The sequence below is a fragment of the Synechococcus sp. H55.2 genome (assembly GCF_047462495.1).
GTDB lineage: Bacteria > Cyanobacteriota > Cyanobacteriia > Thermostichales > Thermostichaceae > Thermostichus.
This window is the reverse complement of sequence record NZ_JANSJH010000010.1, coordinates 24,201-42,175: the sequence shown is the minus strand read 5'-3', so window position 1 is coordinate 42,175 and position 17,975 is coordinate 24,201. Positions and strand designations below refer to the sequence as shown.

Annotated in this window: 16 protein-coding genes and 1 other RNA gene; 11 read left to right on the top strand and 6 right to left on the bottom strand. The window is 61.1% G+C overall.

The window, feature by feature from the left end; all coding sequences use genetic code 11:
• The first annotated feature begins 158 nt into the window (after positions 1-158).
• The 7 genes from NW844_RS02610 to NW844_RS02580 all read left to right on the top strand — a co-directional run bounded on the left by NW844_RS02610 (position 159) and on the right by NW844_RS02580 (position 7,989).
• Positions 159-1,427: a bifunctional sterol desaturase/short chain dehydrogenase gene (locus NW844_RS02610; RefSeq protein WP_414333212.1), complete on the top strand. Its 1,269-nt coding sequence runs from the start codon at positions 159-161 to the stop codon at positions 1,425-1,427.
• Between the two features lie 185 nt (positions 1,428-1,612).
• The gene (locus NW844_RS02605; protein ID WP_414333210.1) at positions 1,613-2,395 is read left to right on the top strand and encodes a DUF4397 domain-containing protein; all 783 of its coding nucleotides are present in this window, start codon (positions 1,613-1,615) and stop codon (positions 2,393-2,395) included.
• Positions 2,396-2,440: 45 nt separating this feature from the next.
• Positions 2,441-3,241, top strand: coding sequence for an FAD-dependent thymidylate synthase (gene thyX, locus NW844_RS02600; protein ID WP_414333221.1), 801 nt, complete (start codon positions 2,441-2,443; stop codon positions 3,239-3,241).
• A gap of 158 nt (positions 3,242-3,399) precedes the next feature.
• Positions 3,400-4,149 carry a class I SAM-dependent methyltransferase gene (locus tag NW844_RS02595; RefSeq protein ID WP_414333209.1) on the top strand — a complete coding sequence of 250 codons (750 nt, stop codon included), beginning with the start codon at positions 3,400-3,402 and terminating at the stop codon, positions 4,147-4,149.
• A gap of 155 nt (positions 4,150-4,304) precedes the next feature.
• Positions 4,305-5,741, top strand: coding sequence for a sugar transferase (locus NW844_RS02590; RefSeq protein ID WP_414333207.1), 1,437 nt, complete (start codon positions 4,305-4,307; stop codon positions 5,739-5,741).
• Between the two features lie 9 nt (positions 5,742-5,750).
• Positions 5,751-6,548 (top strand): phosphoribosylaminoimidazolesuccinocarboxamide synthase, encoded by a 798-nt coding sequence (gene purC / locus NW844_RS02585; RefSeq protein ID WP_414333205.1) that lies wholly within the window; start codon positions 5,751-5,753, stop codon positions 6,546-6,548.
• 7 nt (positions 6,549-6,555) lie between these two features.
• Positions 6,556-7,989 carry a DUF2157 domain-containing protein gene (locus tag NW844_RS02580; protein ID WP_414333204.1) on the top strand — a complete coding sequence of 478 codons (1,434 nt, stop codon included), beginning with the start codon at positions 6,556-6,558 and terminating at the stop codon, positions 7,987-7,989.
• A gap of 12 nt (positions 7,990-8,001) precedes the next feature.
• On the opposite strand, the gene hemC is transcribed toward NW844_RS02580, so the two are convergent.
• Positions 8,002-8,988: a hydroxymethylbilane synthase gene (hemC, locus tag NW844_RS02575; RefSeq protein WP_414333202.1), complete on the bottom strand. Its 987-nt coding sequence runs from the start codon at positions 8,986-8,988 to the stop codon at positions 8,002-8,004.
• Positions 8,989-9,258: 270 nt separating this feature from the next.
• Here hemC and NW844_RS02570 point away from each other — a divergent pair, with 270 nt between their 5' ends.
• From NW844_RS02570 to serS, 4 genes are all read left to right on the top strand, one after another.
• The gene (locus tag NW844_RS02570; RefSeq protein WP_414333200.1) at positions 9,259-9,720 is read left to right on the top strand and encodes a YlqD family protein; all 462 of its coding nucleotides are present in this window, start codon (positions 9,259-9,261) and stop codon (positions 9,718-9,720) included.
• A 186-nt stretch (positions 9,721-9,906) separates the two neighbouring features.
• On the top strand, positions 9,907-11,364 hold the full coding sequence (locus tag NW844_RS02565; RefSeq protein ID WP_414333198.1) for a glycosyltransferase: 1,458 nt from the start codon (positions 9,907-9,909) through the stop codon (positions 11,362-11,364).
• A gap of 90 nt (positions 11,365-11,454) precedes the next feature.
• Complete coding sequence (gene ilvC / locus NW844_RS02560; RefSeq protein ID WP_414333196.1) at positions 11,455-12,447, top strand: ketol-acid reductoisomerase; 993 nt, start codon at positions 11,455-11,457, stop codon at positions 12,445-12,447.
• Positions 12,448-12,481: 34 nt separating this feature from the next.
• Positions 12,482-13,804 (top strand): serine--tRNA ligase, encoded by a 1,323-nt coding sequence (gene serS / locus NW844_RS02555; RefSeq protein ID WP_414333195.1) that lies wholly within the window; start codon positions 12,482-12,484, stop codon positions 13,802-13,804.
• A 19-nt stretch (positions 13,805-13,823) separates the two neighbouring features.
• Here serS and NW844_RS02550 read toward each other — a convergent pair whose 3' ends face one another.
• From NW844_RS02550 to NW844_RS02530, 5 genes are all read right to left on the bottom strand, one after another.
• Positions 13,824-14,237 (bottom strand): hypothetical protein, encoded by a 414-nt coding sequence (locus NW844_RS02550; protein ID WP_414333194.1) that lies wholly within the window; start codon positions 14,235-14,237, stop codon positions 13,824-13,826.
• Between the two features lie 80 nt (positions 14,238-14,317).
• An RNA gene (ffs, locus tag NW844_RS02545) (signal recognition particle sRNA small type) lies at positions 14,318-14,415 on the bottom strand.
• Positions 14,416-14,487: 72 nt separating this feature from the next.
• Positions 14,488-15,204, bottom strand: a complete 717-nt coding sequence (locus NW844_RS02540; RefSeq protein ID WP_414333192.1) for a carbon dioxide-concentrating mechanism protein CcmK — start codon at positions 15,202-15,204, stop codon at positions 14,488-14,490.
• A 32-nt stretch (positions 15,205-15,236) separates the two neighbouring features.
• Positions 15,237-15,878: a hypothetical protein gene (locus NW844_RS02535; protein WP_414333190.1), complete on the bottom strand. Its 642-nt coding sequence runs from the start codon at positions 15,876-15,878 to the stop codon at positions 15,237-15,239.
• A gap of 63 nt (positions 15,879-15,941) precedes the next feature.
• Positions 15,942-17,924, bottom strand: a complete 1,983-nt coding sequence (locus NW844_RS02530) for a ribulose bisphosphate carboxylase small subunit (protein WP_414333188.1) — start codon at positions 17,922-17,924, stop codon at positions 15,942-15,944.
• Between the last annotated feature and the right edge of the window lie 51 nt (positions 17,925-17,975).

Here is a 17,975-nt window from a genome sequence, read left to right as displayed (position 1 = left end):
GGGATCCCAAAGGCTGCCGTTGGCCGTCTTGCTCGCGGTCTAGGATGGTCTTTATCAACGATCTTTGCGATGATTTTTGAGGGTCGCCAACTGTGTGAGGTTGATGCCAAGAGGCGACGGCGAGCCCAGGATGGTTCGGCTACTGTCGGCAAAGCCCTATGGATGTTAGCAGCGTAACTCAGTGGCTAGCGGTGGGAGCCATTGCCTTGGCTTCCGTCCTTTGGGCGGAGATCGTGCGAGATGTGCGCCATTGGCTGGCCCACCTCTGGCCCTGGCTGATGCCCAAGCACACCCTGCACCACCGCCTGTTCCGCCCCGATCTCAGCGTGGTAGACCCCAAGTTATACCGAGAATCCCAGTGGCACCACGATGTTCCCGAAGCGGCGACGATGGTTCTAGCCGGGATCCCCTGGGTGGTGCTGTTGGGCCAGGGATCCCTCTTCTACGGCCTGGCAGCAGTAGTGGGAGTGCTCTATTCGGCCAGTTTCTGGGTGGCCGGCATGTTGCGGGGCTATGGGCTGGCTCTGCAGACGGATATCACCCACCAGCCGGGGCCTTTCCCCGCTCCCCCCAGCCAGTGGCATGTGAACCGCGCCTACCACTGGCGGCACCACTTCGACGATACCAACGCCTACTTTTGCGGCACCTTGACCTTGGTGGATCGGATTATGGGCACCAGTCTCTCCCTGAAAGGCAAGCGTGTGGCCATCACCGGCGCCTCCGGCACCCTGGGCCGGGCCCTCTTGCAGCACTGTCACCGCTACGGCGCCAAAGTCATCGCCCTCAGCTCCCATGCGGATTCGGTTGCCATCGAAGTGGACGGCCAGCCCCAGCCGGTGGAGACCGTTCGCTGGCAGGTGGGGCAGGAGGGATCCCTGGCCGAACTCCTGGAGCGGGTCGATATCTTGGTGATCAACCACGGCCTCAACGTGCATGGGGAGCGGGATCCCGAGTCTGTCCGCCAGTCCTACGCCGTCAACACTTTCTCGGCTTGGCGGCTGATGGAGCTGTTCTTCCAGACAGTTCGCAACAACCCAGAGATGGCCACCAAAGAGGTTTGGGTGAACACCTCAGAAGCCGAGGTCAGCCCTGCCTTCAGCCCCCTCTACGAGCTCTCCAAGCGGGCCCTAGGAGATTTGGTTACCCTGCGCCGCCTGGACGCTCCCTGCGTGGTGCGCAAACTCATCCTCGGTCCCTTCAAGAGCCAGCTCAATCCCATTGGAGTTATGTCGGGAGATTGGGTGGCCGCCCAGATCCTGGCCCAGGCCAAACGCGATTGCCGCAACATCATCGTTACCATCAACCCCCTCACCTACCTGCTTTTCCCGCTGAAAGAGTTGGCCGTCAGCACCTATTTCCGCTTGTTCAGCCGCCGCTCTTCTCGCCCAGTTCTTCTTGATCCTGTCGCCGGGATCCCTTTGATTTAGGGGGGCCGGCAAATCCTGCCCGGCTCTATGGCATCAGGCGCAAAACTGGGGTAAGACAAGAGCAGGTTCTTTGGCGTCAGTGGAGGGGATCCCTTGCGCCGAACCGAACTTTTGGGGAGCGAGAGGGCCCTTCTGCTCGATCCCTACTGAGCGTTGGGTGTGAGGAGTGGGAGTGAGCATAAACTATGGTGCGACAGTGGGTGAGCGCAGTCCTCTGCGTGGTGGGTGGGGCTTTAATGCCGGGGCTTTTGTCCGGCTGTGCCATCCCGATGCCTTCGGCATCTGCGGGAGTTTCTGAGGTCCAGGTGCGCTTGGTGCATGTGGCCCCCAATGCCCCTCGGATCGACTTGGAAGTGGGAGGGGTAAGGGCTGCTCGGAGCATAGCCTACGGCGCGGTGAGCGAGTACGTGCGCATGCCGGCGGGCGAGTACGACATTGTTTTGTTTTCAACACCTGAGAACCCCGGCCAGCCCGCAAGTTCTCAAGACTCCGTTCCGCTAGCGCGAACGGTTGCGGCCAGAACTGTGGCTAACCTCAGGGGCGGGGGAGTGTTCTCGGTGGTGGCTGCCAACGAGCCAAATCGCATGACAGCCCTGGTATTGGAAGACAACATCCATCCGCCGTTTGATCAAGCCCTGGTGCGGTTTGTCCACGCCGCCCCTGATGCGCCGGCCCTGCAATGGCAAGGGGAGCAAGGGCGGGTGCTGCTGCCCCAGTTGGCCTTCGGACAAGTATCCACCTTTCAAGCCATGCGCCCCGGCTTTACCCAAATTCAGGTGGCCATAGCTCCTTCAGCCCCCGCGCCAGGTGTGCAGTCGGCTCCCAGCCGGAGCATTCCCTTGCAACGGTTTGACCTCCAGTTAGAGGCGGGGAAAGTCTATACCCTTTACGTGGCGGGGCTGATGCGCAGCAATCCGGGCTTGAACATGGTGCTGGCAGAGGAGACGCGGGCCCGCCGCCTTCTCTAGGTGTCTTCCCTCTATACTTTGGGGAAAGGGTACGGCTTTCTGACAGTGGATGCCTTATTTCAAGTGGTGGTGCTTAGCCAAACTCCAGATCCCGAACGGGTGATCTGGCAGGCGATGCACCAAGATTACAGCCCCGATTTTGTTACCCCAGAGGGCCGGATCCCGGAACAGTATGGAGAGGCCGTGGTGCGGCATCTGCTGGAGGGCAATCGTGGCCACTATGGGCCTCTTGAGCACCCTCAGATCACGTTTGGGGTGGGCTATTTTCCCCATGCTGTCATGCAACAGGCCCGTACTCATCGAGTGGGAGTTTCTTTCGACGTTCAATCTTTTCGATATACAGGCCGGCAAATTGCCGATTTGGGCAAAAGACTCTTGTCTGCGCCTCGGAGCACCAACGAAACCGCTGCTCTTGCCGACAAAACCGGCGCGGAGCCCTCGTTATCTTTGCAAGAGTTGGAAACTCTGTTTTACGTTCCTGCCAGCGTCAAAGAAGGCAAGGCCAAAACCCGCCAAGGCTTCAAGCCCATCTCTCCCGAGGCCCTGAACATCATTCTTGAGCAGTATCGCAGTCAGGCCATTGCCTATTATCGCCTGGTCGAAGAGTGCGGATTGCCTTATGAAGATGCTCGTAACATCATCGGCTACGGGATCCGCCAACATTTTGTAGTCTCTTTTAATTGCCGCAGCTTGATGCATTTTCTGGATTTACGAGCTAAAGAAGATGCCCAGCGAGAAATTCAGTATCTGTGTGAACTGATTTGGCCCCACTTTGAGGCCTGGTGCCCCCACGTGGCCGCCTGGTACCGCAAAAATCGCTGGGGCAAGGCCAGGCTTTCTCCTTGAAACCTAAATCGCGTAAGCGGGACGGAGTTCTCTAACACCGGAAAAGTATAGGATAAGGTCATCTTTCGACCCTCACCCCCAACCCCTCTCCCCTCGTGGGAGAGGGGAGCAAGGGATCAACTAACAAGCTGTTTCCCAATATTTGGAACGACTATTGTATGGATCCCAGAGCTTATGAACAAATGGCGGGCTTAGAAGATCGACATTGGTGGTTTGTGGGGCGCCGCCGCATTCTCAGGCAGGTTATTGCCGGGATCCCTCTTCCGCTCGCGGCTTGTATCTTGGAAGCCGGCTGTGGCAGTGGCGGCAACCTAGAAATGTTGTCTCAATTTGGCCAAGTCTGGGCCATGGAAAGAAGCGAAATAGCATTGCCTTTGGCCCGGGCCCGCGGCATTGGGATTGTGGCCGAAGGTGAATTGCCGCATCGGATCCCTTTTGGTTCCCAGCAATTTGACCTTATTGCCCTACTGGACGTTTTAGAACATTTGGAGGAAGACAAAGCAGCTCTGGAAGCTCTCATCCAGAGGTTAAAGCCATCCGGCTACATGGTGATCACGGTACCGGCCTACCCCTGGCTGTGGAGCGCCCATGACGAGCTCAATCACCACAAGAGACGCTACACAGCAGCACAACTTCTCTCCTTACTCAAGAGTGCCGGCCTGCAAATTCATACCTTTACCTTTTTCAACAGCTTTCTCTTTCCATTAGCAGCAGGGATCCGCCTAGCCCAAAAGAGCCTTCGCCTCAAGGAGAAGCAGGATCTAAACATGCTCTCGCCTTGGATCAATTGGCTTTTAACCGAGATTTTTGCTGCGGAAGCCTATTTAATTTCTAAGTTCTCCCTACCCTTTGGCCTGTCTTTATTGGCGGTAGCCAGCCTTAAGAAAATTGCTCCTCTGAGAAACTGAGCCTCTTAATCCTCAACTTCTCGCCGTTATTACCAGTTTTTTCAGTCAACATCGATTTTGCCGTTCGCGCTAGCGAGACGGAGTCCTTGCATCCTCAAATGGATAACCTTTTCTGTAGGATTGTTTCCAGTCTTAACTGCTGGAGGAGATAGCTCTTGGCCAATCGCGCTGGCGGGACGGGTTTCTTTCGCGGCTACACCCTGAGCTTGGATCCGCATCGCCTGTGGGTGCCCTTGGCTTGTTTGGGGGATGGGCTCTGTATTTGGCTGGCCTTCGGGGCGGCTTATTGGCTGCGCAGCTTGCGCCCCCACCAGCTTTTGCCCTGGGATGTTTATGCTGGCCTGGGGTTGTTGACAGTCCTTAGCTATTGGGGCGTTCAGGCCGGCTTGGGAGGATACGGCGAATCGAAGCGCCTATCTCGCTTTGAGGAATGGGCCAGTTTGCTGCTGGGGCTGGGGGTGACCTTTGGCTTGGTGTTGGCGGGGGCCTTTTTCGTGCGCTCCGTCTCGCTGTCGCGCTTGGTGGTGGGCTATGCCGGCCTGCTGGCCCTGCTCGGCTTGACGGGGATGCGGGCGCTGCTGCGGCTGGGCATGGGCTGGCTGTATGCCCACGGCCAGGGGCGGCGAAGGGTCATCTGGGTGGGATCCGGCCTGCTCTTGGCTGAGGTGCTGGAGCGGCTGGAGCGCTGCCCAGCCTTGGGGTTTGAGATTAAGGCTTGGGCCGTGGCCGGGGATCCCTCGGCGCCAGAACCAGAGCCTTTGCAGAAGCTGGAGCGGCTGGAGCCCAGCCACCTGGTGGCCTATGTGCAGGCTCACCCCGAGATCGAAGAGGTGTGGTTTGGGCAGCCGGAGCTGGCCAATGCACCTCTGTTGCTCAGCTTGCAGGCCCTGTCGGTGCAGGTGCGGCTGGTGCCAGATATCCTCGGTTTTTTGACGGTGAACTTCAGCCTCCAGTCCCTGGACGGGATCCCGCTGCTGACGCTGCGCCAGCCCCCTCTGCGCTACGCCCACAACCGTTTCCTCAAGCGAGCGGTAGACATCCTAGGGGCCTCCCTGGGCCTGGTGTTGCTCAGCCCCTTATTTTTGGTCATCGCCCTGCTGGTGGCCTGCAGCAGCCCCGGCCCCATCTTGTATTGGCAGGAGCGGGTGAGCTTGGATGGGCGCCGCTTTTGGATTGCCAAGTTCCGCACCATGCGGGTGGATGCCGAGGCAGCCGGCCAGCCGGGCTGGACGCGCCCCGGGGATCCGCGCCGAACCAAGATAGGAGCCTTTTTGCGCCGCACCAACCTGGACGAGCTGCCCCAGCTTTGGAACGTCTTGAAGGGGGAAATGAGCCTGGTGGGCCCCCGCCCGGAGCGGCCCTACTTCGTGGAGCAATTTAGCCAGGAGATCCCCAAGTATCCGGATCGGCATTTGGTGAAAAGTGGCCTCACCGGCTGGGCTCAGATCCACGGCCTGCGGGGAGACACCAGCATTGCCCGCCGCACCCAGTATGATCTCTACTATGTGCAAAACTGGTCTCTGTGGCTGGATCTGCGCATCCTCGCCATTACCCTTTGGCAAGGGATCCGCGGACGGCTGACCGGCTATTAGGGGTTGCCCATGCCATCCTCGCCCACGTCCCCAGAGCTCCTCTACGAGGGCAAGGCCAAGCGGGTCTACCGCACCGCCGATCCCCAGGTTTACCTCTGCCAATACAAAGACGACGCCACGGCCTTCAACGCCCAAAAGCGGGGATCCATCGCCGGCAAAGGGGAGGTCAACTGCACCGTCTCCAGCCGGGTGTTTGCCTACCTGGCGCAGCAGGGCATCCGCAACCACTTTTTGGCCCAGACCGGCCCCCGAGAGATGCAGGTGCGCGCCCTGCGGATCCTGCCCTTGGAAGTGGTGGTGCGCAACCGCACGGCCGGCAGCCTCTGCCGGCGCCTAGGCCTGGAGCAGGGCCTGCCCATCCAGCCGCCGCTGGTGGAGTTCTACTACAAAAACGACGCCTTGGGGGATCCCTTGGTAACCCCCGACCACATCCGCCTGTTGCACCTGGCCACGCCAGAGCAAGTGGAGAAGCTGGGATCCCTGGCCTTGGCGGTCAACACTCACCTTCGCCACTTCTGGCGGCGCTGCCGGCTGGAGCTGGTGGACTTTAAGCTGGAGTTTGGCCTGGACGAGCAAGGGGAGATCTGGCTGGCGGACGAGATCAGCCCCGACACCTGCCGCCTGTGGGATCTAGAAGGGACTGAGCCGCGGGTGCTGGATAAAGACCTCTTTCGCTTTGATCTCGGCGATCCAGCAGCCGGCTACCAAGAGGTGCTGCAGCGAGTGCTCCAGGCTACCGATCCCAATCTCCCCTCTCCCTCAGGGAGAGGGGCCGGGGGTGAGGGCTGGGAGAGGGGCAGGGGGTGAGGGTGCCATGACTTCTCCCCGCTCCTCTGGCCCCGACGACCGCTTCCGCCGCCAACTGGCCGACCTGTTGGACACCTGGGTGGAGCAGGGGCTGATTCAGCCGGCGCAGCGGGATCGCCTGCGGGAGTACTACCAACTCGATAGCTTGCCGCGAACAGCCGCCAGCCGCTTTACCCTGGTGCTGCTGCTGTTGGGCGCCGTGCTGGTGGGCTTGGGGGTGATCTCCTTCGTGGCCGCCAACTGGGACGCCATTCCCCGCTCGGCCAGAGCCTTGGGATCCCTGGCCCTCACGGTGGGACTGCAGGTGGCCGGCTTGCGACTTTGGCAGCAGGGATCCCCGCGCTTGGGCAGCGCCCTATTGATTGCCGGGGAGCTGGCCCTGGGAGCCGCCATTATTCTGATGGCCCAGTGGGTCCAAATGGGGGGATCCCCCGCGGGCTTGTTCTTGGGCTGGGGGCTGGGCAGCTTGGCCGTGGCCTACAGCTTGTTCCACACCCCCAGTGGCGTCTTGGCCTGCCTTTTGTTCGCCCTGGCGGGGGTGACTGCCGTCTGGGAAGGGGGCACTGCTCTCGACCCTCTCTACCCCTGGCTGGCCCTTGGTCTCTTGCTGCCCCTTGCCTACGGGTGCCGCTCCCGCTGGATCTTTGCCCTGGCTTTGGTGGACTTCGGCCTGGCGCTACAAAGGTTGGCAGAGCGCTGGGACAGCTCTGGAGAAGGCTTGACCCTCTGGCTGCTGCTTGGTCTTGCCGTTGTCTGGGGCCTGGGCTTTTGGCACCAACGCCATGGTTACCGGCTAAGCCGGATTTTGACCGGAGAAAATGGCCAGGATGGCGAGCAGGAGCAAGGCTTGGATCTGATCCCGACGGCGGAGGGCCTGGCTTTGCTGGGGCTGGGTTTCTTGCTCTACGTCTGGAGCTTCCGTGACCCCTGGGACTGGGATCCCGACCCCTCACCTCTGTTCCAAGCTGTGGATCCCTGGGCAAGCTTGTCGGCGGCAGGGTTGCTGCTGCTGGCTGGCTGGGGCTGGTGGCAGGGGTGGCAGGCCAAGAGATCCCAGCCCATTTCCGCCTGGCTCAAGGATGCCGTCGTTTTCCTCTCCCTGATTACCCTGGCCCTTTTGCTGGTGATCAGCAATGCTGTTTCTAGGAACTTGACCTCAAGAGTGGCCCTGGCCTTCTTGGCCCCCTGGATCCTGACCCTGCTGCTGGTGGGATTGTCGGCGATCCTCTGCTGGGAAGGGTTGCAGCAGGGGCTGCGGGGGCGCTTCTGGCAGGGGCTATTGGGGCTAACCCTGGTGGTGCTGACCCGCTTTTTCGAGTACGAGACCGGCCTCTTGGCCAAGTCGGCGGTGTTGGTGGCCTGCGGGATCGGCGTGATCTGGGTGGGGCTGAAGGTTGAGCAGCGGCTAAACCGATCCCTACCGCCGGCTCCGCGACCCTGAAAACCAGGCAGTCTAGCGGCGAGCCTGGGCAAAAATGGCCTGCAGGATTTCGTCGGCCCCCTGTTGCTTCAGCTTTTCCGCCAGGGAGATTCCCACCGCTTCCGGAGCGGCAGTGGATCCCGTTTGGGTATCGCGGATCAGCCGTCGCCCCTCTAGGTCGGCCACCATGCCGGTTAGGTGCAGCTCTTCCCCCTGGACTTGGCTGTGGACGCCGATGGGCACCTGACAGCCCCCCTCCAGCGCCCGCAAGAAAGCTCGCTCGGCCAAACAGCGGGCTGTGGCCTCCCCATCGGCCAAGGGTTGAATGAGCTCCAGGATCCGCTCGTCCCCCTGCCGGCACTCGATGCCGAGGGATCCCTGGCCAACGGCGTACAAGGACACGCTGGGATCTAGCACCTCGTGGATCCGCTGTGCTTGGCCCAGGCGCTTTAGCCCGGCCACCGCCAAGATCAGGCCGTCGTACTCCCCCCGATCCAGCTTGGCCAAGCGAGTGTTGAGGTTGCCCCGCACGTCCTTAAACTGCAGGTGGGGAAAGGCGTGGCGCAGTTGGGCCAGTCGCCGCAAAGAGGAAGTGCCGATCACCGTCCCTGCTGGTAGGGTGGCCAGGTGGTAGCCGCGCAGCTCCTCCCGCACCACCAAAGCGTCCAGAGGATCCTCCCGCCGGGTGATGGCCCCCAACACCAAGCCTTCTGGCAAGCGGGTGGGCAAATCCTTGAGGCTGTGCACCGCCAGGTCGCTGCTGCCGTTGAGCAGGCTAACCTCCAACTCCTTGGTAAATAGGCCCTTGTCGCCGATTTTGGCCAGCGCCACATCCAGGATGATGTCTCCCTGGGTGGAAAGGGTGTGCAGCTCTAGGGGCAACCCCGGATGGTGGGCCTGCAACTGCTCCATGACCCAGTGGGTCTGGGCCAAGGCCAGCTCGCTTTTGCGGGAGGCGATCCGCACCGGCCGGGCAGCCCCAGCCGAGGGTTGCCAGGGAGTTGAGGCCAGTTCGCTCATGGCTGCTGCAAAATCCGAGAACACCGTCTTTCACGCTAGCCGAATCTGCGCCGCCGCAGGGCAGCGGCCTTCAAGATCCTTAACCAAAACCGCCATTTCCCCCCAGCCGAGACTTTACTGCGGGGATCCCAGCCAGTAGGATAAATAGATGGATTCTCCGGCTCGGCGGGGGAAAATTCGTTCTGTTGAGCTCCTCTTCCCCAAACCCAGAGCTTTTAGGGGAGATTTCTACAATCCCAGTTTGGTTGGTCGTCTGCCTGGATAGGTTCTATGGAAGAAAACAACGTCAGCAACGGCACTCAGCTACTGCTTAAGCGCAACATCCCCATCAAGGTGGTGGTCACCCCCCTTTGGAAAAAGGAAATGCAGGAGCAATTGGAGCGGCAGATCGAAGCCACCGATGCTCAGATGCAACAACTGGAGTTTCAGGGCAAGCGGGCCATTGCCGAACTGGAAAAACAGAGCTCTAACCCCAACAGCCCCCAAGTCCTCCAACAGGTGGAAGCGGTGAAAAGCCGCGTGAATGAGCAGAAGATCCGGCTCTTGGATCAGAAAAATCAACTGTTGCAACAGATCAACCAACTGACCACCCTGGAGCTCAACCAAGAAGTGCTGCAGGGCAACGTGGAGAGCTTCTTCCGCGTCCAAAAAGGAGACAACCTGATCCAGAAAATGCAGGTCGAGATCCTCCTGGAAGATGGGGTGATCAAGGAGATTCGCGGCAACCCCTAGGCTCCTCGCCTCTTGCCGGAGAACCGGAGCTAGGGATCCCCAACTTTTCTCGCCTGCAGAAACTCAAGAACTCTGTTTCGCCGGCACAATAGGTGACAATAAGTAACAGCCTCTTAACAGCCTTCGGAATAAAGTCCCGATAGGTTGGCGGGGGTGGTTAACATTGGCGCCCGTGGGAGGATTCCTGTGTCTGAGTTCGTCTGGTCAGAGCCGGAGCCCCTTGAGGATCTGCATCTTCCCGACTGGCTGCTGACCTCGGCCCAACGCCGCCGCCTCAAGGCTCTGCTGGTTCTGGCCATGGTGTGGGGAGTCGTCAGCCTAATGCATGTGCTGCCGACAGCTCGCTGGATCACCATGGGGTTGGCCACGTTCATGGTGATCCACATCAGTCGGTTATTTCGTCTGCAGCCGGCAGCCTCCCCGCCCCCCCTGCGACTTCCTTCTGGCGACGTGACCTGCCGGGATCCTGGATCAACGGATAAGGGCTCCGTCCCACCGAGGCAGCCGGATGCGGAGTTGAGTGGGCTGGCCCTGCCCCGCGTGGCCGTTTTGATCCCGGCCAAAAACGAAAGCGCAGTGCTCCCGCGGCTGTTGCACAGCTTGACCCAGCTCCGCTACCCCACCAGCCATCTGGAGCTGTGGGCCATCGACGACAACAGCAGCGATGCCACCCCTGACGTTCTGCGGGAAGCCCAGAAGCAGATCCCGCACCTACGGGTCTACCGGCGGCAGCCGGGGCAAGGAGGAGGCAAATCTGGTGCCCTCAACGAGGTATTGCCCCTGACCCAAGGAGAGATCATCCTGGTCTGCGATGCCGATGCTGTGGTGCCCTCCGATTTTCTTGTCCGCACTCTGCCCTTGTTTGTTCAAGTGGGAAGGACTCCATCCCGCTTGCGCAGCCGTTTCAGCAGACGGGCAGTGGGCGCCGTTCAGGTGCGCAAGGCCCTGGGCAACCCCAACGTCAACTTCTGGACGCTGGGCCAGGTGGCGGAAATGGCCTCCGATGCCTACTTGCAGCAGCAGCGGGTGGCCGTAAGAGGTATTGGCGAGCTACGCGGCAACGGCCAATTGGTGCGGCGAGATGTCTTGGAAAAGTGCGGTGGTTGGAACGAGGCCACACTCACCGATGATCTGGATCTCACCTTTAAGCTGCACCTGGCGGGCGTAGATATTGCCTTCTTGACGGAGCCAGCCATTGTTGAAGAAGGAGTCACCTCCTGGAAAAGTCTCTGGCATCAGCGCTGCCGCTGGGCGGAAGGAGGCTATCAGCGCTATCTCGACTACTGGCCGGGGATCCTCGGTCGCCGCATGGGCATGGCCAAAACGGTGGATCTCTGGGCCTTTTTTATTTCTCAGTATCTGCTGCCGATGGCCTTGGTTCCCGATACCCTCTGGGTGCTGTTGACAGGCCACTCTTCTGTGCTGCTGCCTTTGAACGCCCTGGTGATGGGCTGCCTGACGGTGGCCTTTTACCGGGGGCTGCGTCACGTGGAAGGCTTGCGCGGACGGCAGCTTTGGTGGCACACTGCCCTTGGCTTGGTCTACATGCTCCACTGGCTGCCGGTGATGATCGCCACAACCGCTCGCATGTGTGTGCAGCCCAAGCGCCTGAGGTGGGTGAAAACCGTTCATCACGGAGTCTGATCTGGGCAACTGGAGTGTTCAGGGATCCCTTGGTTCCTGCTATCCTAGTCAAGCACCTGCTCACAAGACACCCAGTACCCCTGCTCGACCATGGCTCGCCTCTACTACGACCCCGACGCCAACCTGGAGCTTCTGGCCGACAAAACCGTTGCCATCATCGGCTATGGCAGCCAAGGCCATGCCCACGCCCTCAACCTGCGCGACAGTGGTGTCAACGTCCTCGTCGGCCTCTATCCCGGCAGCCCCTCTTGGCCCAAAGCGGAGCAGGACGGGTTGACGGTCAAGACCGTAGCAGATGCTGCGGCTGCCGCCGACTGGGTGATGATCCTGCTGCCCGATGAGGTGCAAAAGGCCGTTTTCCAGAGCGAGATCCGCCCGCATTTGCAGCCGGGGAACGTGCTCCTCTTTGCCCACGGCTTCAACATCCACTTTGGGCAGATCCAGCCGCCGGCAGATGTGGATGTCATCATGGTCGCCCCCAAAGGCCCTGGACACTTGGTGCGGCGCACCTACCAAGAAGGTCAAGGGGTGCCCTGCCTGTTTGCCGTCCATCAGGATGCCTCCGGGATGGCGCGGGAGCGGGCCATGGCCTACGCCAAAGGGATCGGCGGCACGCGGGCCGGTATTTTGGAGACCAGCTTTCGGGAAGAGACGGAAACGGATCTCTTTGGGGAGCAGGTGGTGCTCTGTGGCGGCCTCACGGCTCTGATCAAGGCGGGGTTTGAGACCCTGGTGGAAGCGGGCTACCAACCGGAACTGGCCTACTTCGAGTGCCTGCACGAAGTTAAGCTAATCGTGGATCTCATCGTCGAAGGTGGCCTGGAAAAGATGCGCCACAGCATCTCCAACACGGCAGAGTACGGCGACTACACCCGTGGCCCCCGCATCATCACGGAGCAAACCCGCGCCGAAATGAAACGGATCCTCGCCGAGATCCAAAGCGGTCAATTTGCCCGCGAGTTTGTCTTGGAAAACCAAGCCGGCAAGCCAGGGTTTACGGCGATGCGCCGCCGCGAGGCGGAACACCCCCTCGAGCAGGTGGGCAAGGAGCTGCGGGCCATGTTCAGCTGGCTGAAGAAATAGGTTGGGTATCTGGAGCCGAGGGTAGGCAATCTCTGTGCTGGATCTGAAGCTGCTGCGGGATCGCCCAGAACAGGTACGCCAAGCCCTGGACAAGCGCGGGGCGACGGTCGATCTGGACGGGATCCTACAGTTGGATCGGGAGCGGCGCCAGTTGGAGACTCGCCGCGGATCCTTGCAGGCAGAAAGCAACAGCCTCGGCAAGAAAGTCGGCGAGCTCATCCGTCAGGGAGCGGATCCCCAAGGTTCCGCAGTGGCGGCTCTGCGGCAGCAGGGGGCAGATCTCAAGGCCGAGATCGCCCAACTGGAGCAGCAAGAACGGGAGCTGGAGGAGGAGATGCGCGCCCGGCTGCTCACCCTCCCCAACCTGCCCCTGCCCAGCGTGCCGGTGGGCCGAGATGAGGCCGACAACGTGGAGGTGCGCCGCTGGGGAGATGAGCTGAAACCCGCCCATCCCGTCCTTCCCCACGACGAAATTGCCGAGAACCTGGGTCTCTTGGAGATTGGCCGCGCCGTCAAGGTGGCCCAGAGTCGCTTTGTAGCCATGGTGGGGGCGGGGGCGGCTCTGGAGCGGGCCTTGATCGCCATGATGCTGGAGCGCCACCTTGCCGCCGGCTACACCGAGGTGATCCCGCCCTTGTTGGTCAACAGCGCCGCTTTGCAGGGGACGGGGCAGTTGCCCAAGTTTGCCGAGGAGAGCTTTCGCTGCGCCGACGATGACTTGTGGCTGATCCCGACGGCGGAGGTACCCCTCACCAACCTGTACCGGGATGAGGTGATCCCTGCGGAAGCCCTCCCTCTCTACTTCTGTGCTTACACCCCTTGTTTTCGCCGCGAGGCCGGCAGCTATGGTCGCGACACCAAGGGCCTGATCCGGCTGCACCAGTTTCAAAAAGTGGAGTTGGTCAAGGTCACTCGCCCAGATCAATCGGAAGCCGAACACGAAAAGCTGGTGCAAGATGCCGAGGCCATCTTGCAGATGTTGGAACTGCCCTACCGGGTGGTGGAGCTGTGTACCGGCGATCTGGGATTTTCAGCGGCCCGATGTTTTGATCTGGAGGTGTGGTTCCCCTCCCAAAATCAGTACCGCGAGATCTCCAGTTGCTCCAACTGCTGGGACTTTCAGGCGCGCCGCGCCAACCTGCGCTACAAAGAGGCCGGGCAAAAAGGCACCTACTTCGTCCACACTCTGAACGGCTCCGGCTTGGCGGTGGGGCGCTCCCTAGCTGCCCTGTTGGAAAATCACCAACAGCCGGATGGCTCGATTCGCATTCCCCAGGCGCTGCGCCCCTTTCTCAGCTCTCGCTTTCTCTCGCAAGATGGGATCCTCCAGGCTGCTCCCTCCGGTTGGCCTCACTAGCAAAGTCGGGATGGCGAGCTCAGGAGTTTCTGGCTTCCTTCTTGATGCGGTCTAGTTCTGCCTGCAATTCGGCAATTTTCTGGCGCAGACGGGCTGCTTCCGAAAGTTCGATGGCAGTGCTTGCCTCCACCTCGGCATCGCTGATGTCATCGATGTTAATCCTGCGGGGGCCGGCAGTTTGCCTTTCCTCCCCCTTGCGATTGGCATTGGCAGCAATGGCATCCATGTAGGCCCGCGCCTCTTCAGCAGTCATCGCCCCCCGCTCCACCAGTTCGTCCACCAAAGCTTGTGCCTGCTTGCGCAGCTCCAGCAGACGGCTACCCGCCTTGCCGGCCACCTTTGCGGCGTTGTCTGCCGCCACAGCGGCCAAACCCATGCCGAAGTAGAAAGCCTTCTGTGCCCAATTGGCGAGGGGATTATCTGTCTCGGACATAGCGTGGTGGGCTGCCAGGACAAAAGGAAGAAAAGCTTGACCGAGAATGACCCAGCAGAAAGAAACATGGAGAAGCAAGGGGCGACCCGGGTTGACGCGCCTGCTCTGAGCATCCCGTGGTGCTGCTATCTTCCGATCCTGACACGGTTTGGGCGTCGGAGCTGCACGGACCCAGGTCTTTGATTAGCCTAGCACTTTTCCCCTCTGCCTTGCTCGGCTTTCTTGGGTGAGGATGGATCGGTCGGCGGGGCTAGGGAGTTTCAGGCGGCTCCAGGTAAACCGGGATCCGCTCCACAGCCGCATCGCTGCGCCGCACTTCCTGTTCCTGAACTTGAGGAAGGGTTACCGGCAGGGTAACGGGCTGGGCCACAAAACAACTGGCCACCGGCAGCGCCTGCTCCAACTCGTCGAGGGGGCGCGGGATCACGGCCACCGCGTTCAGCTCGCCGATACGTTCCGCCTCGTACATACCCGCATCGATGGCAATGGCCACGTTGGCCACCGTGCCTCGAATGATGGCCGTACAGAGGCCGTCTCCAATGGTCTCGTAGGCCGCCAACTGGACATCCGCCGTTTTCAGCATCGTGTCGGCAGCCCCCACCATGGCCGGGAAGCCGCGGGTTTCCAACAGGCCCACGGCCAAGTTGCTGAGGCGGCTGTAGCCGCGGTTTTGGGCCAGTTGAGACAGCTTGCTGCTAATCGGCAGCACCGCTTCTAAGTTGGGCAGGGGGCGCGGGATCACCAAACTGGAGATCTCCTCTTGCTCGAACTGGCGGGCCAGCTCAATTCCCTCCTCAATGGCAATGCGCACGTCGGCAATTCCCCCCCGCACAATCGCCGTACAGTAGCCTCCTGAGATCTTCTCGAAGCCGATCAGGGTCACGCCTGCCGATTTGGTCATGGCGTCGGCAATGCGCACAATGACCGGAAAGCTGCGCGTCTGAATCAGGCCCAGAGAGGTTGACATCGGCCTCCTAACCACTCATGCCAGTTTAGCCGTCAGAGCCGGCCATCCCCAGAGGAAAGCACCTGCCGATAGGGATAGATCTTGCCCAAGAGGCGATCCAATTCCGAATGGCCGGGGATCCCGTTGAGCTTGCGCGTCTTGGTCTTGGGGGAGCCGGATTTTTCTTGGGTTTGCTTTTCGACGTTGGCCACCGGAGAACTGGGAGGAACCGGCTCAGGCCGCGTTGCTGGAGCCATTTCCCCTGTTGCTGGCGAGGGCTCTGCCTGGGTGGGCTTGCCGTCCTGGAGAGCGAAACCATAGGTGGGATCCCCAAGCAGGGAGCCGGGAGGGATCACCGCTTGGCTGAGCACCGAACAATTGAGCAGCGTGGTTTCCGAGCCAATGCAGGCATTTTTGCCGATGGTGCCCTGCCCGATCACCAGCACCCCCATTCCCAAGGTTGCTCCCGCCTCCACGATGAGGGATCCCCCACAGGCGTGCAGAACAGATCCCATGCCGATACAGACGCCTCGCCCAATCTGGATCCGACAGCCGGGGTTGGCCCGCAGCAGCACCCCTGCCCCAATGCCTGCCCCCGCCTCCACCTGCACCTCACCACTGACAAGATAGCGAGTTTCGTCGTTCTGGCCGGGCAAGGCGCGGAGCGTCATGGAGTCGGGCAAAGTCGAGGCCAAGGTGCTCCTCATCGCTGGGGGGTTGGGCTTGAGCCAACAGAGGTCAAGAAAAATGGAGATCCCTCAGGGAGTTTGGATGATCTGCTCCAGCACCCGCCGTTTGGCCTTGGGATCGATCCCCAGCAGGCGAACGTATTCGCCGCGATGTTCCTCCAGGCAGGCTTCCAGAGCCGCCACCACCTGGGGCACCTGGGTGGCCTCGATGGGGCTGCAGCTTTGCCAAGAAGACGTGCGAAAACGGCGCTTGTCCGCATGTTCGGTGCCGATGCGGTAGCCTTGGCTGAGCAATTGCTGCACCTGAGCCACCACTTCGCTGCTGAGGCGGGTGCCAGGGGTGGGAGAAAAAGAAGCACCGGGAGCAGCGGATCCTTGAGTTGCGGGGGCGGAAGCCGTCGCCGACCTGCCGCCAGGGGTTTGGATGATGCGCTCGTAGACCCGCCGTTTGGCCTTGGGATCGATCCCCAGCAGGCGCACATACTCTCCCCTATGTTCGGCCAGGGCAGCCGTCAGCTTGGCCAACACCTCCGGCCCGCGGGTGGCACGAATGGCCGGCCCGCTCTGCCAGGAAGAGGTTTTGAAGCGACGCTCGTCGGCATACTCGTAGCCGATGCGATAGCCCTGGGCCAGCAGCCGGTGCACCTCCTCCTGCACCTCCAGATCCAGGCCAGCACTGCCACCTGCCGCAGGAACTGTATCTGTCATCGCGCCCCCGCCTGCAGGACTGCCGCTCACCTGGCCTTGCGGGGTTTGAATCACCTTCTCCAGCACCCGCTGTTTGGCCTTGGGATCGATCCCCAGCAGGCGCACATACTCTCCCCTATGTTCGGCCAGGGCCGCCTGTACAGCGGCCAGGATCTCTTGGGCCGAGCCGCTCCAATTGCCCAAAGTCTGCCAGGAAGAGGTGCGGTAGCGGCGGACATCGGCCACCTCCAGGCCGACGCGATACCCCTGCGCCAAGAGCGTCCGGATCTCCTCCTCCAGCCCTGCGTCAGAGCGAAAGCCAGATGTACCAGAACCTGGGGCAGCAGCTGCCGAGACGCGGCCGGGGATCCCAGAGACCAGCGCCGGCCCAGCAGGGGTTTGGATGATCTGCTCCAGCACCCGCCGTTTGGCCTTGGGATCGATCCCCAGCAGGCGCACATATTCGCCTTGGTGCTCCGCCAGGATGGCCCCCAGCGATTGCACCACCTCCGCCTCGTGGGTGCTGGCAATTGGGCTGCCGCTTTGCCAGGAGGAGGTGCGGAAGCGACGCTCATCGGCATATTCCAGGCCCACGCGATAGCCTTGGGCCAACAGGGCGCGAATTTGCTCCACCACCTCCGGCTTGAGAGCCGATCCGCCGCCGTTCCGGCCATTGGCGCGATGGGAGGAATGGGTCATGGGTGCTGTCTCCGTAGCCGTTGAGTTAGAAGCGCGCGACTGCAGTTCGTTGCGAATGGGGGCGATACAGACGAGGTTTTCGCTGCACTGGTAGCCCTCCCGCAGGGCTTGGTTGATGCCGATCACGTGCTGGGCAAACTTGGCGTCGCTATCTTGGACGTCCGGCAGCCGGTCGGCCTCGGCCTGCGTGGTGATGATGGATCCAGAAGGCACATACTTGCCGGGGGGGATCTCCACATCCTGGATCAGACAATGCAACATGATGATGCAGCCATCCCCCACCCGAGCATTGAACACCGTGGAGCGGAAGCCGATAAAGCAATCGTTGCCCACGTAGGCCGGCCCGTGGATCAAAGCCATGTGGGCAATAGAGGTGTTTCTGCCGATCCAAACCGAGTAGGGCTGGCCGTCTTCTCCTATCACCCGCCCCTGTTCCAGACCGTGGATGACCACCCCATCCTGAATGTTGGATCTGGCGCCAATGTGGAAGGGGGATCCCTCGTCAGCACGAATGGAAGTTCCCGGAGCGATCAGCACCTCCGCTTCCACCCGCACATCCCCAATGAGGTTGGAAAAAGAATGCACGTAGGCGGTGGGATCGATCTGGGGCTCCGCCAGTCGGCGAGACCAAGGCGTTGGCGGTGCAGCATAGGTGTGAGCAGGCATAACCGTGAGCCTCTAGAACGGGATAAGGGCAGCAAGAGAGCTAAGGGATCC